This is a genomic window from Salegentibacter maritimus (assembly GCF_016236975.1).
GTDB classification, from domain to species: Bacteria; Bacteroidota; Bacteroidia; order Flavobacteriales; family Flavobacteriaceae; genus Salegentibacter; species Salegentibacter maritimus.
This window is the reverse complement of the sequence record NZ_JAEHNY010000008.1, coordinates 115,854-136,753: the sequence shown is the minus strand read 5'-3', so window position 1 is coordinate 136,753 and position 20,900 is coordinate 115,854. Positions and strand designations below refer to the sequence as shown.

Genomic DNA, 20,900 nt, shown 5'->3' with positions numbered 1-20,900 from the left:
ATCACGACAAGTTGAAGTTTCACTAAATTTGTAAAGTGAGCCAAAAACTTCCCATTCGCAAAATTATTCATATAGACATGGATGCCTTCTACGCTTCGGTAGAACAACTGGACAATCCCGAATTACTAGGTAAGGCCATTGCTGTGGGCGGAACTTCAGAAAGAGGGGTTGTTAGTGCAGCAAGTTATGAAGCTCGCAAATATGGCGTAAAAAGCGCTATGAGCAGCGTAATTGCAAAACGCAACTGCCCGCATCTAATTTTTGTAAAAACCCGTTTTGACCGTTACCGCGAAATTTCGCAGCAAATTAGGGAGATATTTTATGAATATACAGATTTGGTGGAACCGCTTTCTTTAGACGAAGCTTACCTGGATGTTACCGAAAATAAGAAAGGAAATCCCAGCGCCAGCCTTATCGCGAAAGAAATTAGGGAGAAAATTAAAGAGAAAACAGGTTTAAATGCTTCGGCCGGGATCTCTATCAATAAGTTTATTGCGAAAGTCGCCAGTGATTTTAATAAACCAAACGGGCAAAAAACGGTGAACCCTGAGGAAGTTGAAGCCTTTTTAGAGGTTTTGGATATCAGGAAGTTTCATGGCGTGGGAAAAGTAACGGCCGAAAAAATGTATAAGCTGGGCATTTTTACCGGGAAAGACCTAAAAACCAAAAGCTTGGAATATCTAACCGAAAAATTTGGGAAAAGCGGTGCGCATTATTTTAACGTAGTTCGCGGAATTCATTTAAGCGAGGTCAAACCAAACCGCATACGAAAATCGTTGGGTGCCGAACGCACTTTTAATGAAAATATCTCTTCGGAAATCTTTATGTTGGAAAGGCTGGAAAATATCGCCGAAGAAATAGAACGCCGACTTAAAAAAAGTAAGGTTGCCGGTAAAACTATTACCCTAAAAATTAAGTACAGTGATTTTACCCAACAAACCCGCAGCAAGACCGTTTCATTTTATATTTCCAGCAAAGAATTAATCCTTGAAAACGCTAAAGAATTATTATATCAGGAAAAGATGAAAGATTCGGTTCGACTTTTGGGAATTTCGCTTTCCAATTTAAATACGGACAAGAACGAAAAGAAACCAAAGGAGGAAAAGAAAATAGAAGTGCAGTTAAAGTTTGAGTTTTAAAATTTCGTTTTGGACTGCATAAACCATCATTCCAAATACGAATAATGTAGAAACCTGTTTTCTAAATTTAGTAGTAAAAATTTACAGATTAAACTGTCTCGGGACATTATGCCCATTGTCGCTGTCAATACAAAAAGCCACGAATTCACTAATTATGTATTCGTGGCTTACTTTTTAAAATAGCTAGAACTTATTCTATCTCTGAAACCCTTAAGGTATTTACCATTCCTTTTTCACCTATAGGCATTGCTGCCAGGTTAATGGTAAAGTCGCCCGTTTCCACAAAAGATTTTTCTTTTGCAATTCGGTTAATATCTTCAATGGTCTCATCGGTACTTACAAACTTATCGTAATGGAAGGCCTTCACCCCCCAAAGTAAACTTAGTTGTGATAAGATTCTATTATTAGAGGTAAACACCAAAATATGTGCTTCGGGCCTCCAGGCAGAAATCTGGAAGGCTGTATAACCACTATTGGTTAGGGTACAAATAGCCTTTGCTTTTATTTCGTTGGCCATATGTGCCGCGTGGTAACAAACCGCCTTTGTAATATACCGCTTGGTACGTACGTGTGGCGGGTCGTGAGGAACTTTAATCAATGGCGAGTTCTCTACAGATACCAGAATTTGTGCCATTTTTTGAATTACCTGTACCGGGTATTGTCCTACCGAGGTTTCCCCACTAAGCATTACCGCATCAGCACCATCCATAACAGAGTTGGCCACGTCGTTTACCTCGGCCCTGGTTGGGGTAAGGCTGGTGATCATGGTTTCCATCATTTGTGTGGCAATAATTACCGGGATTCGGGCTTTTTTAGCCGTAAGTACTAATTTCTTTTGAATAAGAGGAACTTCCTGTGCAGGTATCTCTACACCTAAGTCTCCCCTGGCTACCATAAGACCATCACAATAGGCTACGATCTTATCTATATTGGCTACACCTTCAGGCTTTTCAATCTTAGCTACAATAGGTATTTTGTATTCACTATGCTTTTTAATTAACTCCTGAAGTTCCTTTAAATCTTCGGCGTGACGTACAAAAGATAGTGCTATCCAATCTACCTGCATCTCACAGGCAAAAATCGCATCTTTCACATCCTTTTCAGTCAATGCGGGGAGTGAGATGTTAGTGTTTGGAAGGTTCACCCCCTTTTTAGATTTTAAAGGTCCGCCCTGAATAACACGGGTTTTAACTTCATCTTTTTTATTAGAACTTAATACCTCAAAAATAAGTTTTCCGTCATCTAAAAGAATACGCTCTCCCGCTGATACATCTTGCGGAAAAGTCTCATAATTCATATAAACGCGTTCTGCAGTTCCCTTAAATTCTTTACCGGTTGCAAAAACAATTTCATCGCCTTCGGCAACAACCACTTCATCTTTCATTACCCCAACACGAAGTTTAGGGCCCTGTAGATCTCCCAAAATAGCGGCATTGTAACCTTTCTCCTTATTAAGGTCCCTAATCATTTGGATGCGTTCTTTTACATCATCATAATTGGCGTGGGAAAAATTAATTCTAAAAACATTTACTCCGGCCTGGAGCATTTTATCTAAAGTTTCTTTGGAACTAGTTGCCGGTCCCAGGGTAGCAACTATTTTAGTCTTCTTATTTGTTGGCATTATTCAAAAATTAAATTTTGTTTGGATTTCAGTAAATCTGTGTCAATTTTATAAACTGCTCTAACCGGTGGTATCTGGCTTATGGCATTAACAAGTAAATTGAGGTCTTTTTCACTAAGTTCTTCATCTATTTTAAGAAAGAAATCAACCTTCTTATACTCAGGCACCAGGTTTACCTGCAGGGGTCTAACTTCTTCTTCTTCAAACAATGAACCTGAACTTAATACTTTTTTGGATTCTCCTTTAAATTTGTTAGCCACCAGATGATAAGATCTAAAATTTTTTAGGTCTTTAAAAGAATAATGAGCATAAAAGGCTTTAACCTGTTTATGGTTAAAATCTAAATCCCTGCGCTCTCTCTTTAATTGAAGTTTAAGATACTTATTTAGCAAATAAGCCATCTTATAATCTTCTAAATCACCATAAAGTGCAATTAATCCAAAATCGTCTTCCTCAACATCTTCAAGCAGCGTTTTATGCAATTGCATAGCTTTTAATTTAAGGCTAAAGATAAGATTAAGATTGAGAAAAATGAAGCTTTATCTCTTCAAAACTTTACGATTACATACGAAAACGTTTTAGTTTATAGTAATTTTCATGATTTTAAGTAATTTTATTTTGAAGCGCGTAATAAGCTCTTTTTGCCGTTTTTTCTTCTGCCTTCTTTTTAGAAGTGGCTCTGGCCTTGGCCACCACCTTATCGTCTAACCTCAATTTTACGGCAAAATGTTTAACATCGTCATTGCCCGTATCTTCATAAACCTCAAAATCAAACTCTCGTTTTTCTTTTTGACACCATTCTATAAAAAGACTTTTGTAACTTATTACGCGGCCTTCCAATTGTTCTATATCAACATAAGGATCTATTACACGCTCGTATATAAAGCGTTTGCAATACTTATATCCCCTATCAAGATATATGGCGCCAATTAAAGCCTCAAATAAATTTCCATGAATATTAGAGCCAAATTGATTTTTAGGAATATTGGTTTGTACGTGGTCTATGAGCTTAAGGTCTTTGCCCAGCTCATTTAAATGCTTCCGGCTAACCACCTTAGAACGCATTTTGGTGAGGTAACCTTCATTGCCCCCGGGGACTGCTTTAAAAAGATGAGAAGCTATAACCGCACTTAATATGGCATCTCCCAGGAATTCCATACGTTCAAAGTTTATAGCATTACCCTTTTTATCTTTCATATTAAGGGAGCGGTGGGTAAACGCCTTCTCGTAATGAAGCAGGTTCTTGGGCCTAAAACCAAGTATTTTATGTAAAACCGAAAAAAAATTCCCGCCTTTACCAGAGCGGGAATTTAATATATTTCGAATAACACCCATAATATATTTGGTTATTCATCATACTTTTTAAATAAAACACAAGCGTTGTGCCCTCCAAACCCAAACGTATTACTCATAACAACTTTTACATCTCGTTTCTGAGCTTTGTTTAAAGTAAGGTTCAATTCAGGATCAATATTCTCATCTTTATGCTCGTGGTTAATAGTAGGTGGTACTATACCGTGTTGCATAGATAAAATTGCCGAAATAGCTTCTACCGCTCCGGCAGCACCCAGCAAATGCCCGGTCATTGATTTTGTTGAATTGATGTTTATTGTCTTGGCATGTTCACCAAACACTTTGCTTATAGCCTTCAATTCGGCCACATCTCCTAGAGGAGTAGAAGTTCCGTGCGTATTAATGGCGTCTACATCTTCAGGCTTCATACCTGCATTTCTTAGACAATTCTCCATAACCGCAACCACTCCATTTCCTTCAGGGTGAGGTGCCGTCATATGATAAGCATCAGAAGACAAACCTCCTCCAAGTACTTCTGCATAAATCTTAGCTCCTCTGGCTTTTGCGTGCTCATATTCTTCCAGAATAAGCGCCCCACTACCTTCTCCTAAAACAAAACCATCGCGGGTAGCATCAAAAGGTCTTGATGCCGTTTCCGGATTGTCGTTTTGGGTAGAAAGCGCATGCATAGCATTAAAACCACCCATACCGGCCAAAGTTACCGCTGCTTCAGAACCTCCAGATACAATAATATCACTATGCCCCAGCCTAATATTATTCAAGGCATCTATCATGGCGTTGGCCGCCGATGCACAGGCCGATACAGTAGTGTAATTTGCACCCATAAACCCATGACGAATAGAGATATTACCCGGGGCAATATCTGCAATCATCTTAGGAATAAAGAAAGGATTAAATCTTGGAGTACCATCCCCTTCAGCAAAATTTATAACTTCATTCTGAAATGTTTCCAATCCGCCAATTCCGGCCCCCCATATTACACCAACCCGATACTTATCTACGGTATCCAGGTTGATGCCGGAATCTTTTATGGCTTCGTCTGAAGCTACGATGGCATATTGGGCAAACCTGTCCAGCCTTCTTACTTCCTTGCGATCAAAGAAATCCAGCGGATCAAAATTTTTGAGTTCACAAGCGAATTTGGTCTTGAATTTTTCAGTATCGAAATAGGTAATAGGTGCACCACCACTTTTTCCAGCTACCAAAGCCTCCCAATATTCTTCAATATTGTTACCAATGGGGGTTAGGGCTCCTAGCCCCGTTACTACAACTCGCTTTAACTCCATATGGTCTATACTCTTTTTATTTTTTTGCGTCTTCAATATAAGAAATTGCCTGACCTACTGTGGCAATGTTCTCAGCCTGGTCATCAGGAATCTGGATGTCGAATTCTTTTTCGAATTCCATGATCAATTCCACAGTGTCCAATGAATCAGCACCCAGGTCGTTTGTGAAGCTCGCTTCATTAACTACCTCGTTCTCGTCAACACCTAATTTGTCAACGATAATCGCTTTTACTCTTGATGCAATGTCTGACATAATATTTTTATTTAAATTTTGATTAGGTGGCAAAAATAAAAAACTTTATTTTAAAACCGATTTTTACTTTAAAAATGTGGCTGTAATTTACATAAATTTCATTGAAAGGACTTAATTTTACACTCTAATAATTGTTAACAAGCTTATTTTGAGCACTCCAACCGATTTTAACCAAAAAAAAATAGTTGTATTTGCTTCCGGCTCCGGAACCAATGCCGAAAATATTATTAAATTTTTTAAAAACTCGCCTCATGCCAGTGTTGTAGCGGTCTTTTCCAATAAACGGTCGGCCAAAGTGCTGAAAAGAGCCCACAATTTAAATGTTAAGGCGCTTCATTTTGATAGGGACGCACTCTACAATAGTTATGATGTTCTGCATATTTTGGAAGATATAAATCCAGATTTAATTGTCTTAGCCGGATTTATGTGGATTTTTCCCCAGGACATTTTAAAAAGCTTTCCCGGTAAAATTATAAACATTCACCCTGCCCTGCTTCCAAAATATGGAGGAAAAGGTATGTATGGTATGAATGTGCATAAAGCCATTATTGAAAATAAGGAAAAAGAAAGCGGCATCAGCATTCATTTCGTAAATGAAAACTACGATGAAGGAGAAGTGATTTTTCAGGCTAAAACAAACATTTCAGAAGACGACACTCCTGAAACGCTTGCCGAAAAAATACACGAATTAGAATACAAGCATTTTCCGGAAATTATTCAACAATTACTTCAAAAGAAATCGCATTAATGCAAACAGCCCAGGTGCACATTTATACCGATGGTGCTGCAAGGGGAAATCCGGGCCCCGGTGGTTACGGCATTGTAATGGAATGGGTAGGAAAAAGCTATCGCAAGGAATTTGCAAAAGGCTTTAAACACACTACCAACAACAGGATGGAATTACTCGCGGTAATTGATGCTTTAAAAAAGCTAAAAAAGCCCGGCATTACAGCCATTGTTTTTACAGATTCAAAATATGTGGCCGATGCCGTAAACAAAAATTGGGTTTTTGGTTGGGAAAAGAAAAATTTTAAAGACCGAAAGAACGCCGATCTCTGGAAAGAACTTTTAAAAGAAATTCGAAAACACACTGTAAGTTTTAAATGGATAAAAGGACATAACAACCATCCACAAAATGAACGTTGTGATGCTTTAGCGGTAGCGGCCTCAAAAGAAAAAAAACTATTAATAGATGAAGGTTTTCAACAAAGTTAGATTCAACTTTATTTTTTGATAAGTTCCTTTAAAGCAAGCCCTAAAAGGCATTATTAAAAACCCAGGCGTATTTTCATACGGAATACTTGCTATTTAAATCGCTATTATCGGGTAATTTTGATTGAGCCCTTGAAAAACAAACTGTATATTTGCAGCACATTTTTTAAATAAAACTATGAGTAAATTACTGATTGTAGGCACTGTAGCCTTTGATGCTATTGAAACTCCATTTGGAAAAACCGATAAAATTCTTGGAGGCGCAGGAACCTATATTGGGCTTTCGGCTTCACAGTTTAATGTAGACAGCGCAGTAGTATCTGTTGTGGGAGACGATTTTCCACAAGAATATCTGGACCTGCTTACTAAAAACAATATAAATATAGACGGAATTGAAGTAGTTCCCGGTGGAAAAACTTTCTTTTGGAGCGGCCGGTACCATAACGACCTTAACTCCAGAGATACTTTAGACACACAACTAAATGTTCTGGCAGATTTTAAACCGGTAGTACCAGCTAACTATAAAGATGCCGAGATTGTAATGCTAGGCAACTTACATCCATTGGTTCAGCTTAGCGTTTTGGAACAACTAGAATCTCCAAAGTTGGCCATTCTTGACACCATGAATTTTTGGATGGACAATGCATTGGAAGACTTGATGAAAGTAATTAGCAAAGTAGATGTAATTACTATTAATGATGAAGAAGCCAGGCAACTTTCGGGAGAATACTCTTTAGCAAAAGCTGCTAAAAAAATCGCTGCCATGGGGCCTAAATATGTAGTGATAAAAAAAGGAGAACACGGCGCATTATTATTCCACGAAGAACAGGTATTTTTTGCTCCCGCCCTTCCTTTAGAAGAGGTTTTTGACCCTACAGGCGCCGGAGACACATTTGCAGGAGGCTTTGCAGGTTATCTTTCAAAGTCTGGCAATATTAGTTTTGAAAATATGAAAAACGCTATTATTTACGGGGCTAACCTTGCTTCTTTCTGTGTTGAAAAATTCGGCACCGAAAGAATGGAAGAGCTTTCAGGCAAAGAAGTTGATTCGCGCCTTGAAGAGTTCAAAAAATTAACTCAGTTTGAAATAGCATTAACCTAAACCTATGCCCTGAATTTTCAGGGCATTTTTTATATAAAACAGGATTCAAATCCTTTAATTATGAGTGACGCCTTAAAACACGAATGTGGGATTGCCCAAATACGATTGTTAAAACCGTTGGAGTATTATAAAGAAAAATATGGTACTGCCTTTTACGGAATAAACAAAATGTATTTAATGATGGAGAAGCAGCATAACCGCGGCCAGGATGGTGCCGGTTTTGCCAATATCAAGTTAAATACCGCTCCCGGAGATCGCTATATTAGTAGAATTAGATCTAACGAAGCCCAGCCAATTCAGGATATTTTTGAACAAATTAATGGCAGGATTAATGACGAAATCAAAGCCAATCCCGAATATGCCGATGATGTTGCCCTACAAAAGAAGAACATTCCTTATGTAGGTGAAGTTTACCTTGGGCACGTACGCTACGGAACTTTCGGGAAAAACAGTATTGAAAGTGTACACCCGTTCCTTAGACAAAACAACTGGATGCACCGTAATCTAATTGTGGCAGGAAACTTTAATATGACCAACGTAAACCAGCTTTTTAATAACCTGGTAGAACTTGGGCAGCACCCAAAAGAAAAAGCAGATACCGTTACCGTAATGGAAAAAATTGGCCATTTCCTGGACTCTGAAGTAGAAAAACTTTATAAAAAATTAAAAAAGCAAGGCTTTTCAAAAGTAGCTGCTTCCCCTCTTATCGCAGAGAAATTAAACCTCGCTAAAATTCTTAGAAAGTCTTCCAAAAACTGGGATGGTGGTTATGCGATGGCCGGGATGCTTGGTCACGGAGACTCTTTTGTTTTACGAGATCCCGCCGGAATAAGGCCTGCCTATTACTATAAAGACGACGAAGTGGTAGTTGTGGCTTCAGAAAGACCGGTAATTCAAACTGCCTTCAACGTAAATTTTGACGATGTACATGAGCTGCCTCCCGGAAATGCTATTATTACCAAAAAGAGTGGAGAGGTAAATATTAAGAAAATTCTAGAACCCTTAGAACGAAAAGCCTGTTCATTTGAGCGTATTTATTTTTCACGAGGAAGTGATGCCGAGATTTATAAAGAACGTAAAATGCTTGGGCGTTTACTGATGCCCGAAGTATTAAAGTCTATAAACCACGACACCATAAATACCGTTTTCTCTTTTATTCCAAATACAGCAGAAACAAGTTTCTATGGAATGGTGGAAGCCGCACAGGACGAACTTAACAAGCAAAAGAATGACGCTATTCTTGCCGAAAAAGAAACTTTAACCGATGCCAGATTGCAAGAAATCCTGGCTCATAGGTTACGTACCGAAAAAATTGCGATTAAAGACGTAAAGCTTAGAACTTTTATTACAGAAGACAGTAGCCGGGACGATCTTGTAGCCCACGTGTACGATGTAACTTATGGAGTGATTAAACCCGAAGACAGCCTGGTTATTATAGACGATAGCATTGTAAGGGGAACCACTTTAAAGAAAAGCATCATTAAAATGATGGACAGGTTAAACCCCAAACAAATTGTAGTAGTCTCTTCAGCACCGCAAATTCGCTATCCTGATTGTTATGGAATTGACATGGCACGCCTGGAAGGTCTTGTAGCTTTTAGAGCAGCACTAGAGCTTCTAAAAGATAACAACCAGTATGATATCGTAGAAAAAGTATATGAAAAATGTAAACTACAGGTGAACCTGGCCGATGAAGAAGTGAAAAATTTTGTAAAAGAAATTTACGAACCTTTTACTGATGAACAGATTTCAGATAAAATTTCAGAATTGCTTTGCGATACCGATGTAAATGCCAAGGTAAAAGTGATTTACCAAACTGTAGATAATTTACATAAGGCTTGCCCTAAAAATCTTGGAGATTGGTATTTTACAGGGAACTATCCAACCTTTGGAGGTAACCGGGTTGTGAATAGAGCTTTCATTAATTTTTATGAAGGTAACGAGGGTAGAGCCTACTAAATGCATTTTAACTAGTATTTCTGCCTTTCATCTAAAATGATTTCTAGCAGGACAAACTTTACATACATTAGCAGAACCATAAACATAAGTAGGTTAAGTTCATGGTAGATTTGGGGCAAAGAAAGGTGGATCTATGATCTGCCTTTTTTTATGCCCTTTGTATTTTCTAAAGCTTTCATCCAAAAAGTTTTTCCCACGATACAACGTACATAAAATTCATTTTTTCTTACAATTCCCCCTCACTATCAATACTTTAACAAGAAAATAGCCCTTTCATCTAAAAAACTTGTAATCAAGATTTATTCACTCTACTTTAGAATCACCATAACATAAGTAGGTTAAGTTCATGGTAGATTTGGGGCAAAAAAAGGTGGGTTTATTCCCGCCTTTTTTTATTGATAAAATTAAGTATACTACCTCAAGGTATTACAGCCTTTGGCGGCACCAATAAAAAAGGCCGCACTAATGGCGGCCTTTTTAATATTATAGAAATAACTATTTTTTATTTCTGTTTAGCATATCTGCTTCCAACTTCTTTCCAGTCAATAACATTAAAGAAAGCGTCAATATAATCTGGGCGACGGTTTTGGTAGTTTAGGTAATATGCGTGTTCCCAAACGTCCAATCCTAAGATAGGAGTTCCTCCACACCCAATTCCTGGCATTAAAGGGTTATCCTGATTTGGAGTAGAACAAATTTCTACTTTTCCGCCTTCATGAACACAAAGCCACGCCCATCCAGAACCAAATTGTCCTGCAGCTGCTTTAGAAAATTCATCTTTGAAAGCTTCAAAAGAACCGTAAGCGGCATCTATTGCTTTAGCAAGTTCGCCTTCTGGTTTTCCTCCACCATCTGGAGACATAATATCCCAAAACAACCTATGGTTATAAAAACCTCCACCGTTGTTTCTTACAGCATTATTCGATTTATCAAGATTTTCAAGGATATTTTCTATAGTCTTTCCTTCAAGGTCTGTACCTTCAATCGCAGCGTTTAATTTACTGGTATAACCTGCGTGGTGCTTCCCGTGGTGAATCTCCATGGTTTTCGCATCTATATGTGGTTCTAATGCATCAAAAGCATATTTTAACTTTGGTAACTCAAAAGCCATTTGAATATATTTTTTTAGTGATTAGTATTAAATTCGATCAAATTTAGGTATTAAGCGATTTAATCAAAACATTTTAGTGTTATAAAATACTTAAAAGCCTATATAAACCAACAAACATTTTTATTTTACCTTTAAAATTGAAAAAACTCACAAATACCAAATTCTTTTTTTGACAAACAATTTCACCATTTATAATGCCTCTGCAGGATCGGGAAAAACTTTCACCCTGGTCAAGGAATATTTACTTTTATTACTTAAAAGCGAAAAAAACGACGCTTATAGAAACATTTTGGCCATCACATTTACCAACAAGGCGGTAGATGAGATGAAGTCTAGAATTATTAGTAGCTTAAGAAGCTTTACTGACGAAGAGACGACTTCTGAAAATAATCCGCTCTTTAAAGCTGTTGCTAAAGAAACCGGGCTAACTGAGGTGTTACTTAAAGTTAAAGCTGCAAAAATCCTTAAAAGCATTATCCACAATTACGCGGCCTTTGAAGTATCTACCATAGATGGGTTTACCCACCGGGTTCTTAGAACTTTTGCCAAAGATCTAGGCTTACCTGTAAATTTTGAGATCGCACTTAATACGCGACAAATTCTTTTAGAGGCAGTAGATAAACTTATTGCCAAAGCTGGGACTCATAAAGATCTCACAAAGGTTCTGGTGGCTTTTGCCATCAATAAAACCGATGATGATAAAAGCTGGGATATTGCTAAAGATTTATTTGAAATTTCTGAATTGCTCATTGGGGAAAACCACCAGGAAGCCTTAAAAAAACTCAAAGGAAAAACTACTGAAGATTTTCAAAAATTCAAGGAAAAAATCAGTTTAGAAATTAAAAAAACCAAAGCTATTATTGCAGAAACCAGTTCAGAATTTTTTGAGCTTGTTGAAAGCAATAATATTGAAGAAAAAGACTTTAGTCGTGGTTTGGTTTATAAACACTTTGTAAAATTAAGAGATCAAAAAACTATAGATGGCTTTGAAAAAGCCTGGATGATAAAACTGGAAAGCGACCCCCTTTATGCTAAATCTAATAAAAATCAAGCTGTAAAAGATTCATTAGACGGTATTCAGCCACTTATTGTTAGCCTTTTTGAGCTTTCTAAAAGAGCTTATCTAAATCTTGATTTTCTAGAAGCCATCAAAAAGAACCTAACCCAACTTTCGCTACTCAATGCGATAAACCAGGAAGTAGAGCTTATAAAAAAAGAGCGAAACCTAATTCTTATTTCAGAATTCAATCCTAAAATTAGTGCCCAGGTTAAAGACCAGCCAGCTCCATTTATTTACGAAAGACTTGGGGAACGTTATCAAAACTATTTTATAGATGAATTTCAGGATACCTCACAGATGCAGTGGGAAAACCTTATCCCTCTAATAGACCATAAGCTTTCTTCAGAAAACGCGCAGGATTCTGCCAATGCCATGCTTGTAGGTGACGCTAAACAATCAATTTACAGGTGGCGCGGTGGAAAAGCCGAGCAATTTATAGACCTGTGTTTGGATACAAACCCCTTTAGTATAGAAAAGCAGGTAGAAAACCTTCCCAATAATTATCGCAGCGGAAGCCAAATTGTAAACTTCAACAATAGTTTATTTAATTATGCAGCGGGCACTTTACAAAACCCTTCTTACTCTAATTTATTCAAGGAAAGCAATCAAAGTCCGCAGGCAGGAGACTTTGGTTATGTAAACATCGATTTTATAGAGGCTGAAAATTCTACAGAAGAAGATGAGATCTATCCAGAAAAAATTCTGGAAATCATTCAAAACCTGGAGCATGAGAATTTTAAAAAAGGGGATATCTGCATCTTAACCCGTAAAAAGAAAGAAGGGGTTACGATTGCAAATTATTTAAGTGAACATAAAGTTCCGGTGGTTTCATCAGAAACTTTGCTTGTGGGGAATTCGCCGGAGGTAAATTTTATTGCTCATTTACTGGAATTCTCTCTAAATCCTAAAGACAACAACTTAAAACTTGAACTTTTTGATTTTCTTGCCAATTTTCTACAAATAGAAGACCGCTACCCTATTATTTCGGCTAATTTGCCAAAAGACGGAAAACTATTTTTTAATTGGTTAAAAGACTATAATATCAATTTTAACCTGGACGAAATACAGCAACTTTCTGTCTACGAAGCCGCCGAGTATATTATTAGATGTTTCTCACTTGTAAAGACTTCTAATGCTTATGTTCAGTTTTTTCTTGATTTTATCTTTGAAAGTACGCAAAAGGCTACTGCCGGAATAGCCGATTTTATTGATTTATGGAAACAGGAGGTAGAAAATTTAAGTATAGTGGTTCCTAAAGCTGAAGATGCTGTACAAATAATGACCATTCATAAATCTAAAGGCCTGGAGTTCCCGGTGGTAATTTACCCCTATGCAAATTCAGATTCCAAAAGCACACGAATGGATTCAGTTTGGCTTCCCATGGAACCACCTTTAGATGATATTCCTGTAAACTATTTAAGCGCAACAGACAAAATGCTAAATTGGGGTCCAAAGGCTTCAAACATTTACTCCAACTTAATTTATCAAAAAGAGCTGGATACACTAAATGTTCTGTATGTAGCCTGCACGCGTGCCTCGCAACAACTCTATCTTTTAAGCAAAAAGGAAATAGATGCAAAAGGCAATGAAAAAGCTCATAAGACATCAGGCTTATTAATTGGCTTTTTAAAAGAAATCGGAAAGTGGGATGTTAATAAAAACACCTATGAATTTGGGGAAATAGCAAATCCTGATACTTCAAAAGAAACAAATTCTAAAAATATTGTTTTAGAAAGTTTTTACTCTTCTGCAACACAAAATCAAGCGGTTAATATCGTTACGAAATCGGGAATGCTTTGGGACAGCAAACAAGAAGAAGCGATTGAAAAAGGAGAAATTTTACACGAGTTACTGGCAAAAATCAACTATAAAGAACAGGTTAAACCGGTTGTTGAACAGGCGGTAAATGAAGGTGTAATTACTAAAGATTCGGCAGAAAAAATAGAGGTCTTACTTTATGAAATCACCAATCATCCACAACTTTTATCATTTTATACCAAAGAAGCAAAAAATTATAATGAACGGGATATTTTAACTCCCGATGGCAAAAGGCTAAGACCAGATAGAATTAATTTTTCGGGAAATCAAGTGGACATTATAGATTACAAAACCGGGAAGTTTAATATTACCCACGAAAAACAAATTAATAATTATGCTAAGGTTTTGGAGGACATGGGTTATACGGTAAACAGTAAAAATCTTGTGTATACAAATAAAAGGCTAAATGTGCGCCTTGTATAAAAGAAATGTAAGTTTGTAAAAAAAATAGAATTATGTACGGATCGATAAAACAACATTTAGAAAAAGAACTCGAGCAAATTAAAGAAGACGGTCTTTTTAAAAAAGAACGAATAATTACCGGCCCTCAGGATGCGGTAATCAATATTTCTACCGGGCAGCAAGTGATTAATTTTTGCGCTAACAACTATTTAGGATTATCCTCCCACCCAGAGGTTATAAAAGCCGCAAAAGATACTATGGACAGTCACGGTTTTGGTATGTCTAGTGTTAGGTTTATTTGTGGAACCCAGGATATTCATAAAGAATTAGAACAAAAAATAGCCGATTTCTACGGAACAGAAGATACTATTCTTTATGCTGCTTGTTTTGACGCCAATGGCGGAATCTTTGAGCCACTTTTAACCAAAGAAGACGCGATAATTTCAGATTCACTAAACCATGCCTCTATTATTGATGGGGTACGTTTATGTAAAGCAGCCAGGTATCGCTATCAAAATGGTGATATGGCCGATTTGGAAAAACAACTTCAGGAAGCCAACGAAAAAGGTGCTCGCTTTAAAATTATTGTAACCGACGGTGTTTTCTCTATGGATGGCCTTGTAGCTCCATTAGACAAAATTTGTGACCTGGCCGATAAATATGACGCCCTGGTTATGATAGACGAATGCCATGCTACCGGGTTTATTGGTGAAAAAGGTATTGGTACCCTGGAGGAAAAAGGGGTTTTGGATAGAGTAGATATTATTACAGGAACCCTGGGTAAAGCCCTTGGTGGTGCAATGGGAGGCTACACCACCGCGAAAAAAGAAATCATAGAATTATTAAGACAACGTTCAAGACCCTATTTGTTCTCAAATTCACTGGCACCGGCCATTGTGGGCGCATCCCTCAAGGTTTTTGATATGTTGGAAAACGATAATACACTACGTGAAAAACTAAAAAGTAACACCAAATACTTCAAACAGGGAATTAAAGATGCAGGTTTCGATATTATTGATGGTGAAGCGGCTATAGTCCCTGTAATGTTATATGATGCCAAATTATCGCAAAAAATGGCCGATAGACTTCTGGAAGAAGGTATTTATGTAATTGGGTTCTTTTACCCGGTTGTTCCTAAAGAAAAAGCAAGAATTAGAGTACAACTATCGGCAGCGCATGAGCAGGAGCATTTAGATAAAGCTATTGAAGCATTTACAAGGGTTGGGAAAGAATTAGGAGTAATTTAAGAGATAGTGTTTTAGGGGGAAAACTGTAATGAAAATTTATCAAAAATAAAGGTCTACAATTCTTAAAAAGCTCTCAAAAAGCAGACTATCAAAGGGATTATTAAGAAAACTTTATTATTTTAAGCTTTGTTGATAAGCTTCAACGGTATACTTTTGTTAACAATTAACACTTAAAACTAAACTATTGAATATGAAACATCTTAGCAAAATTTTATTCGCTACAATGTTGGTTCTGGGTATCACTTCGGTGCAGGCACAGGATGCTAACAATCCCTGGGCTATTGGTGTCCAGACCAATGCGGTAGATTTTTACCCTACTGGTGAAGATGCTCCATTAGGAGGGACTTTCGACGAGTATTTTAATACAGGAGATCACTGGAATATTTTACCTTCTGTATCAAGATTATCTGTAGGACGCTATATTGGAAGCGGTTTCGTTTTTGAACTTGCGGGTTCTTTAAACCAAATTGAAAATTATGGTGATATGGGAGTTTCCCAAATGGCATACTATGCTGTTGATGGGTCTTTCAACTATAGCTTAAGAGCATTACTAAACGATGGTTGGATTGATCCTGTTGTTGGTATTGGTGGTGGTTACACTAACATTGCTGATAATGGTGATATTCCAATTTCAGGCCTTAGTGCAGCGACACTTAACGGTAAAGTAGGTTTAAACTTCTGGTTTAACGACAACATTGCCTTAACACTTGAATCAAACTACAAGCACGTTTTTGATAATGATGGTGCAACCCACTTTCAACACGCCGGTGGTATAAAATTCATGTTTGGTGGTACCGACTCTGATGGTGACGGAATCTACGACAAAGACGACGAATGTCCTGAAACTCCAGGCTTACCTGAATTTAACGGATGTCCTGATACTGACGGAGACGGTATTGAAGACCGTATGGATAACTGTCCCGATGAAGCTGGTTTAGCTGAATTTGACGGATGTCCTGATACTGATGGAGACGGAGTTCCAGATCCACAAGACGAATGTCCTGAAGAAGCTGGTTCTGTTGAAATGAACGGGTGTCCTGATGCCGATGGAGACGGAGTTGCCGATAACGAAGACGACTGTCCTAACGAAGCAGGTCCTGCTGAAAACAACGGATGTCCTTACGAAGATATGGATGGTGATGGTGTTTTAGATAAAGACGATGATTGTCCTGAAGTTGCTGGAACTGCAGCTAACAACGGATGTCCTGAGCCAGACGTAGAAGTTATTTCTGAATTGAATGAATATTCTAAAACTGTATTGTTCGACCTGAACAAAGCTACGATTAGAGACGATTCAGAAGAAGCACTTCAGTCTATTGCAGACATTATGAACGAATATCCTAACACAATTTTCCATATTGAAGGGCATACAGATAGTACCGGTAACGCCGATTATAACGAGAAACTTTCTCGTGAGCGTGCCGCATCAGTAGAAGCCTGGTTAGAAGAAAATGGTGTAGAAAGCAGCAGATTGACTTCTGAAGGTTATGGTGAATCAAGACCAATTGCTACTAACAGTACTGCCGCTGGAAGACAGGATAACCGTAGGGTTGAAATTTCTTTAGATAAGAATAAAGAAGTAAAAGATTCTGATTCTTCTATGGAATAAATAATCTTCCAATTAGATTGGATATTTATGTTACAAAAACGTCCCGGATTCCGGGGCGTTTTTTATTTTTATGCTATGGTATCTTTTATTTCAAAAGTTCTTAAAGAACTTATCTCTTCCGAAGAAAATATTTCAGAAATAACTTTTATACTTCCCAGCAAACGAGCGGGAAGCTTTTTACTTAAAGAACTTTCGGCATTAGGCATGTATCATATTTTTGCGCCCAAAGTTTATAGTATTGAAGAGTTTACCGAAATTATTTCGGAAGCAAAAACAGTAGATAATACAATAACCTTATTTGAGTTTTACAAGGTTTATAAATCAGTTACTCCCGAAGAGGCACAGGAAGATTTTGAAACCTTTACCGCCTGGGCCCAAAGCCTAATCCACGATTTTAATGAAATTGATCGCTACTTAATAGACCATAAGAGCTTCTTTAATTACCTGGCAGACATTCAGGACTTAAAACACTGGTCTATTCAGGAGCCCAAAACAGAGCTCATAAATAATTACCTGGCCTTCTGGAAAAGTTTGCCCACTTATTACGATGGACTAAAAAAGGAGTTACTTTCCCAAAATAACGCCTACCAGGGACTAATTTACCGGTTGGCTTCAGAAAAAATAATTGATTATGCTCAAAATCATCCCACTAAACACGTTTTCATTGGCTTTAACGCACTAAATACAGCAGAACAACAAATTGTTCAGCATTTACTTGAAAAAGATATAGCCGAAATCTATTGGGACCTCGACGAGGTTTTTGTTAAAGATCGGCAACATGATGCGTCCCTTTTTATAAATCAGTATTTGAAAGATTGGCCGGTTTACAAAAAAAGGAAGGCAAAGCTGCAGGTAAGTGAATATCACAAACCAAAAAAAATTCAACTTACCGGAATTCCTAAAAATGTTGGCCAGGCTAAATATTTGGGGGAATTACTGGCAGAATTAGACGAAGAAACCCTACAGGAAACCGCCGTGGTTTTGGGTCAGGAGGACCTTCTACTTCCAGTACTAAACAGTTTGCCGCCAAATGTAAAAGATTTGAATATTACCATGGGGTTCCCGCTTAAGAACGCACCCATAGCTTCCCTTTTTGATAAGTTATTTCAAATTCATCAACATACAGCTTCAGCCTATTATTATAAAGATGTTATTTCGGTAATCAATCATCCCGCCTTAAACGAAATACTAAAGCAACAAAACCGGAATTTTATAGAAAAAATTCAGTCAGAAAATACAGTAAACTTATCTTCCAAAGAAATTATAAATGCTTTTTCAGGTACCGCACAGTCTGTAGTAAAAGCTTGTTTTACAAACTGGGAGAATTCGCCTTCCAAAGCTCTGGAAGCTTTTCAGGAGATGATAAACCAGATTAAAAGTCATTTAAAGAGTAGCGGACGTAAGCTTGCCCTGGAATTTTTATACCATTTTCACGTGTTATTTAACAAACTGGAAAATTTAAATAAAGCCTATCCGCATTTAAAAAGTATTAGCTCACTTTACCAATTTTATAAAGAAACAATAAGCACTCAAAATTTGGATTTTCAGGGAAGACCCTTTAAAGGCCTACAACTTATGGGAATGCTGGAATTACGTGCGTTAGATTTTAAAAATATAATAGTTTGTTCGGTTAACGAAGGGGTTTTGCCCTCGGGAAAATCGGGGAGTTCTTTTATTCCATTCGATTTAAAACAAACTTATAAACTTCCAACATACAAAGAAAAAGATGCTGTTTATACATACCATTTCTACCGGCTTTTACAGCGGGCAGAAAACATACATTTGCTTTACAACACAGAAACCGACGGTTTAAACTCGGGCGAAAAGAGCAGGTTTCTCACGCAATTGGAAATTGAAAAACAGCCGGCACACCAGCTTAAACACACCACGGTAAGCCCCAAAGTACCGGCTATTAAAAATGAACTTCGCGAGATTAAGAAAACGCCCGAAATTATTGAGAAAATAAAATCGCTTGCTGCTTACGGTTTCTCACCTTCCGCCCTAACCTCATATATTAGAAACCCCCTGGATTTTTACCGACAGTACGTACTTGGCGTTCGAGACAGCCAGGAAGTAGAGGAAACGGTAGCCTATAACACCCTGGGCACTGTCGTGCACGATAGTTTAGAAAACTTCTACAAGCCCCTCGAGAATAAGTTTCTTACGGCACAGGATATTGAAGCTTTTAAAGCAAAAATTGAGAAAGAAATCGCGCTTCAGTTTAAAAAATCTTATTTAAACGGGCCGCTTAACCAGGGGAAAAACCTATTGATTTTTGAAGTGGCCAAACGCTATCTTCGTAATTTCTTAAATCAGGAACTGGAACGACTTAAAAATGAAGAAATTAAGATCTTAAAAATTGAGGAAAACTTAAGATCTGAAATTAAGATAGGGAAGCTTGATTTTCCGATATTTATGCGCGGAAAAGTAGATAGAGTAGAAAATACTAACGGTATTACCAGAATTATTGACTATAAAACGGGAAAGGTAACCCAGGATAAAATTGAAATTGTAGATTGGGAAGATCTCACTTCAGATTATGATAAATACAGCAAGAGTTTTCAGGTACTGGCATACACCAAAATGATACATGACCAGAATTCGCTGGATTTTCCAGTTGAAGCAGGGATAATTTCGTTTAAAAATTTAAAAAATGGGTTCCTGAAATTCGCAAAAAAAGATAAACCGAGAACAAAAAATAAAGAAACTGCTATAAATAAAGAAACACTGGATGCATTTGAAATGGAATTAAAAAAATTAATTACAGAAATTTGCGATCCACAGGTTCCTTTCAAGGAAAAAGAAATATAAATGTCTATGGAAATTACAAAAAGAACCAATCTGCAGATTGATGGAAAACATAATAAGCCGATCTTAATTGACCTGATTTTTAAGGACGATAAAAAACCAAAACCAATCGTTATTTTTTGCCACGGCTACAAAGGTTTTAAAGATTGGGGAGCCTGGAATAAAATGGGAGAATTTTATGCCGAAAAAGGTTATTTCTTTGTAAAATTTAATTTCTCCCACAATGGCACTTCGCCCGATAATCCCACCGAATTTTTAAATATAGAGGCTTTTGGAGACAACAACTATATTAAAGAGCTAGACGATTTACAAAGTGTTATAGACTGGGTTTTAACACCAGATTTTCAGGAAGCACAACAAATAGACGTAAAGAGCATCAATCTAATTGGGCATTCAAGGGGCGGTGGAATTGCGGTTATAAAAGCTGCCGAAGAAGAAAGGATTAATAAACTTATTACTTTTGCCGCTGTAAGTGACTTTGCCTCGCGTTTTCCAAAAGAAAAAGAGCTGGAGGCCTGGGAGAAAAAAGGTGTGCAATACATAACAAACACCCGCACAGGGCAGCAATTACCCCATCATTATCAGTTTTACAAAAATTTTAGGGAAAATAGGGAGCGGCTAAACATTAAAAAATCGGCTAAGAAATTAGACATTCCTCATTTCATTGCGCACGGTAGTAACGACACTACAGTTTCTATTGCAGATGCCGGGAATTTATTTGAATGGAGTGCAATTTCAAAATTGCTTTTAGTTGAAAATGCCGATCACGTTTTTGGTATTTCCCATCCGTGGAATAAAGATGAATTATCAAAAGAGTTTCAGCATGTTTTAAACAGGACATCAGAGTTTTTAGCTGCTAGCGTCCAGGACTTAAAAGATGAATATATAGATAATGATGAAGCCGACTCTTAGGCTTTTCTAAAGTATGTTTTCACCAAAAACGGTCTTGAATTAATTTT

16 protein-coding genes are annotated in these 20,900 nt (G+C 37.4%); 10 read left to right on the top strand and 6 right to left on the bottom strand.

Annotation, left to right across the window (positions count from 1 at the left end):
* Positions 1-35 precede the first annotated feature (35 nt).
* Positions 36-1,139, top strand: a complete 1,104-nt coding sequence (gene dinB, locus I6U50_RS10230; protein WP_198638757.1) for a DNA polymerase IV — start codon at positions 36-38, stop codon at positions 1,137-1,139.
* 190 nt (positions 1,140-1,329) lie between these two features.
* On the opposite strand, the gene pyk is transcribed toward dinB, so the two are convergent.
* The 5 genes from pyk to I6U50_RS10205 form a co-directional block, all read right to left on the bottom strand.
* Positions 1,330-2,760: a pyruvate kinase gene (gene pyk, locus I6U50_RS10225; RefSeq protein WP_198638756.1), complete on the bottom strand. Its 1,431-nt coding sequence runs from the start codon at positions 2,758-2,760 to the stop codon at positions 1,330-1,332.
* A complete protein-coding gene (locus tag I6U50_RS10220) occupies positions 2,760-3,248 on the bottom strand; it encodes an IPExxxVDY family protein (protein WP_193711922.1) in 489 nt (162 codons plus the stop codon). Before I6U50_RS10220 ends, pyk begins: the two co-directional genes overlap by 1 nt.
* A 115-nt stretch (positions 3,249-3,363) precedes the next feature.
* A complete protein-coding gene (gene rnc / locus I6U50_RS10215) occupies positions 3,364-4,095 on the bottom strand; it encodes a ribonuclease III (RefSeq protein WP_193711921.1) in 732 nt (243 codons plus the stop codon).
* Positions 4,096-4,106: 11 nt separating this feature from the next.
* Positions 4,107-5,360 (bottom strand): beta-ketoacyl-ACP synthase II, encoded by a 1,254-nt coding sequence (gene fabF / locus I6U50_RS10210; protein ID WP_193711920.1) that lies wholly within the window; start codon positions 5,358-5,360, stop codon positions 4,107-4,109.
* Positions 5,361-5,376: 16 nt separating this feature from the next.
* Positions 5,377-5,613, bottom strand: coding sequence for an acyl carrier protein (locus I6U50_RS10205; RefSeq protein ID WP_013069791.1), 237 nt, complete (start codon positions 5,611-5,613; stop codon positions 5,377-5,379).
* Between the two features lie 148 nt (positions 5,614-5,761).
* Here I6U50_RS10205 and purN point away from each other — a divergent pair, with 148 nt between their 5' ends.
* The 4 genes from purN (at position 5,762) to I6U50_RS10185 (ending at position 9,886) form a co-directional block, all read left to right on the top strand.
* Entirely contained in the window at positions 5,762-6,361 is a 600-nt protein-coding gene (gene purN / locus I6U50_RS10200) for a phosphoribosylglycinamide formyltransferase (RefSeq protein WP_198628850.1), read from the top strand.
* The gene (gene rnhA / locus I6U50_RS10195) at positions 6,361-6,828 is read left to right on the top strand and encodes a ribonuclease HI (RefSeq protein WP_193711918.1); all 468 of its coding nucleotides are present in this window, start codon (positions 6,361-6,363) and stop codon (positions 6,826-6,828) included. Before purN ends, rnhA begins: the two co-directional genes overlap by 1 nt.
* A 175-nt stretch (positions 6,829-7,003) precedes the next feature.
* Positions 7,004-7,927: a PfkB family carbohydrate kinase gene (locus I6U50_RS10190; RefSeq protein WP_193711917.1), complete on the top strand. Its 924-nt coding sequence runs from the start codon at positions 7,004-7,006 to the stop codon at positions 7,925-7,927.
* Positions 7,928-7,987: 60 nt separating this feature from the next.
* Positions 7,988-9,886 carry an amidophosphoribosyltransferase gene (locus I6U50_RS10185; RefSeq protein WP_193711916.1) on the top strand — a complete coding sequence of 633 codons (1,899 nt, stop codon included), beginning with the start codon at positions 7,988-7,990 and terminating at the stop codon, positions 9,884-9,886.
* 502 nt (positions 9,887-10,388) lie between these two features.
* Here the strand turns inward: I6U50_RS10185 and I6U50_RS10180 are convergent.
* Positions 10,389-10,997, bottom strand: coding sequence for a superoxide dismutase (locus I6U50_RS10180; protein ID WP_193711915.1), 609 nt, complete (start codon positions 10,995-10,997; stop codon positions 10,389-10,391).
* A gap of 169 nt (positions 10,998-11,166) precedes the next feature.
* On the opposite strand from I6U50_RS10180, the gene I6U50_RS10175 reads away from it, so the two are divergent.
* From I6U50_RS10175 to I6U50_RS10155, 5 genes are all read left to right on the top strand, one after another.
* Positions 11,167-14,298: a UvrD-helicase domain-containing protein gene (locus I6U50_RS10175; RefSeq protein WP_198638755.1), complete on the top strand. Its 3,132-nt coding sequence runs from the start codon at positions 11,167-11,169 to the stop codon at positions 14,296-14,298.
* 32 nt (positions 14,299-14,330) lie between these two features.
* Positions 14,331-15,524, top strand: coding sequence for a glycine C-acetyltransferase (kbl, locus tag I6U50_RS10170; protein ID WP_193711913.1), 1,194 nt, complete (start codon positions 14,331-14,333; stop codon positions 15,522-15,524).
* Between the two features lie 190 nt (positions 15,525-15,714).
* Positions 15,715-17,133 (top strand): OmpA family protein, encoded by a 1,419-nt coding sequence (locus tag I6U50_RS10165; protein ID WP_198638754.1) that lies wholly within the window; start codon positions 15,715-15,717, stop codon positions 17,131-17,133.
* 27 nt (positions 17,134-17,160) lie between these two features.
* The gene (locus I6U50_RS10160; RefSeq protein WP_232805921.1) at positions 17,161-19,944 is read left to right on the top strand and encodes a PD-(D/E)XK nuclease family protein; all 2,784 of its coding nucleotides are present in this window, start codon (positions 17,161-17,163) and stop codon (positions 19,942-19,944) included.
* 6 nt (positions 19,945-19,950) lie between these two features.
* Positions 19,951-20,853 carry an alpha/beta hydrolase family protein gene (locus I6U50_RS10155; RefSeq protein WP_193711911.1) on the top strand — a complete coding sequence of 301 codons (903 nt, stop codon included), beginning with the start codon at positions 19,951-19,953 and terminating at the stop codon, positions 20,851-20,853.
* The last annotated feature ends 47 nt before the right edge of the window (positions 20,854-20,900 follow it).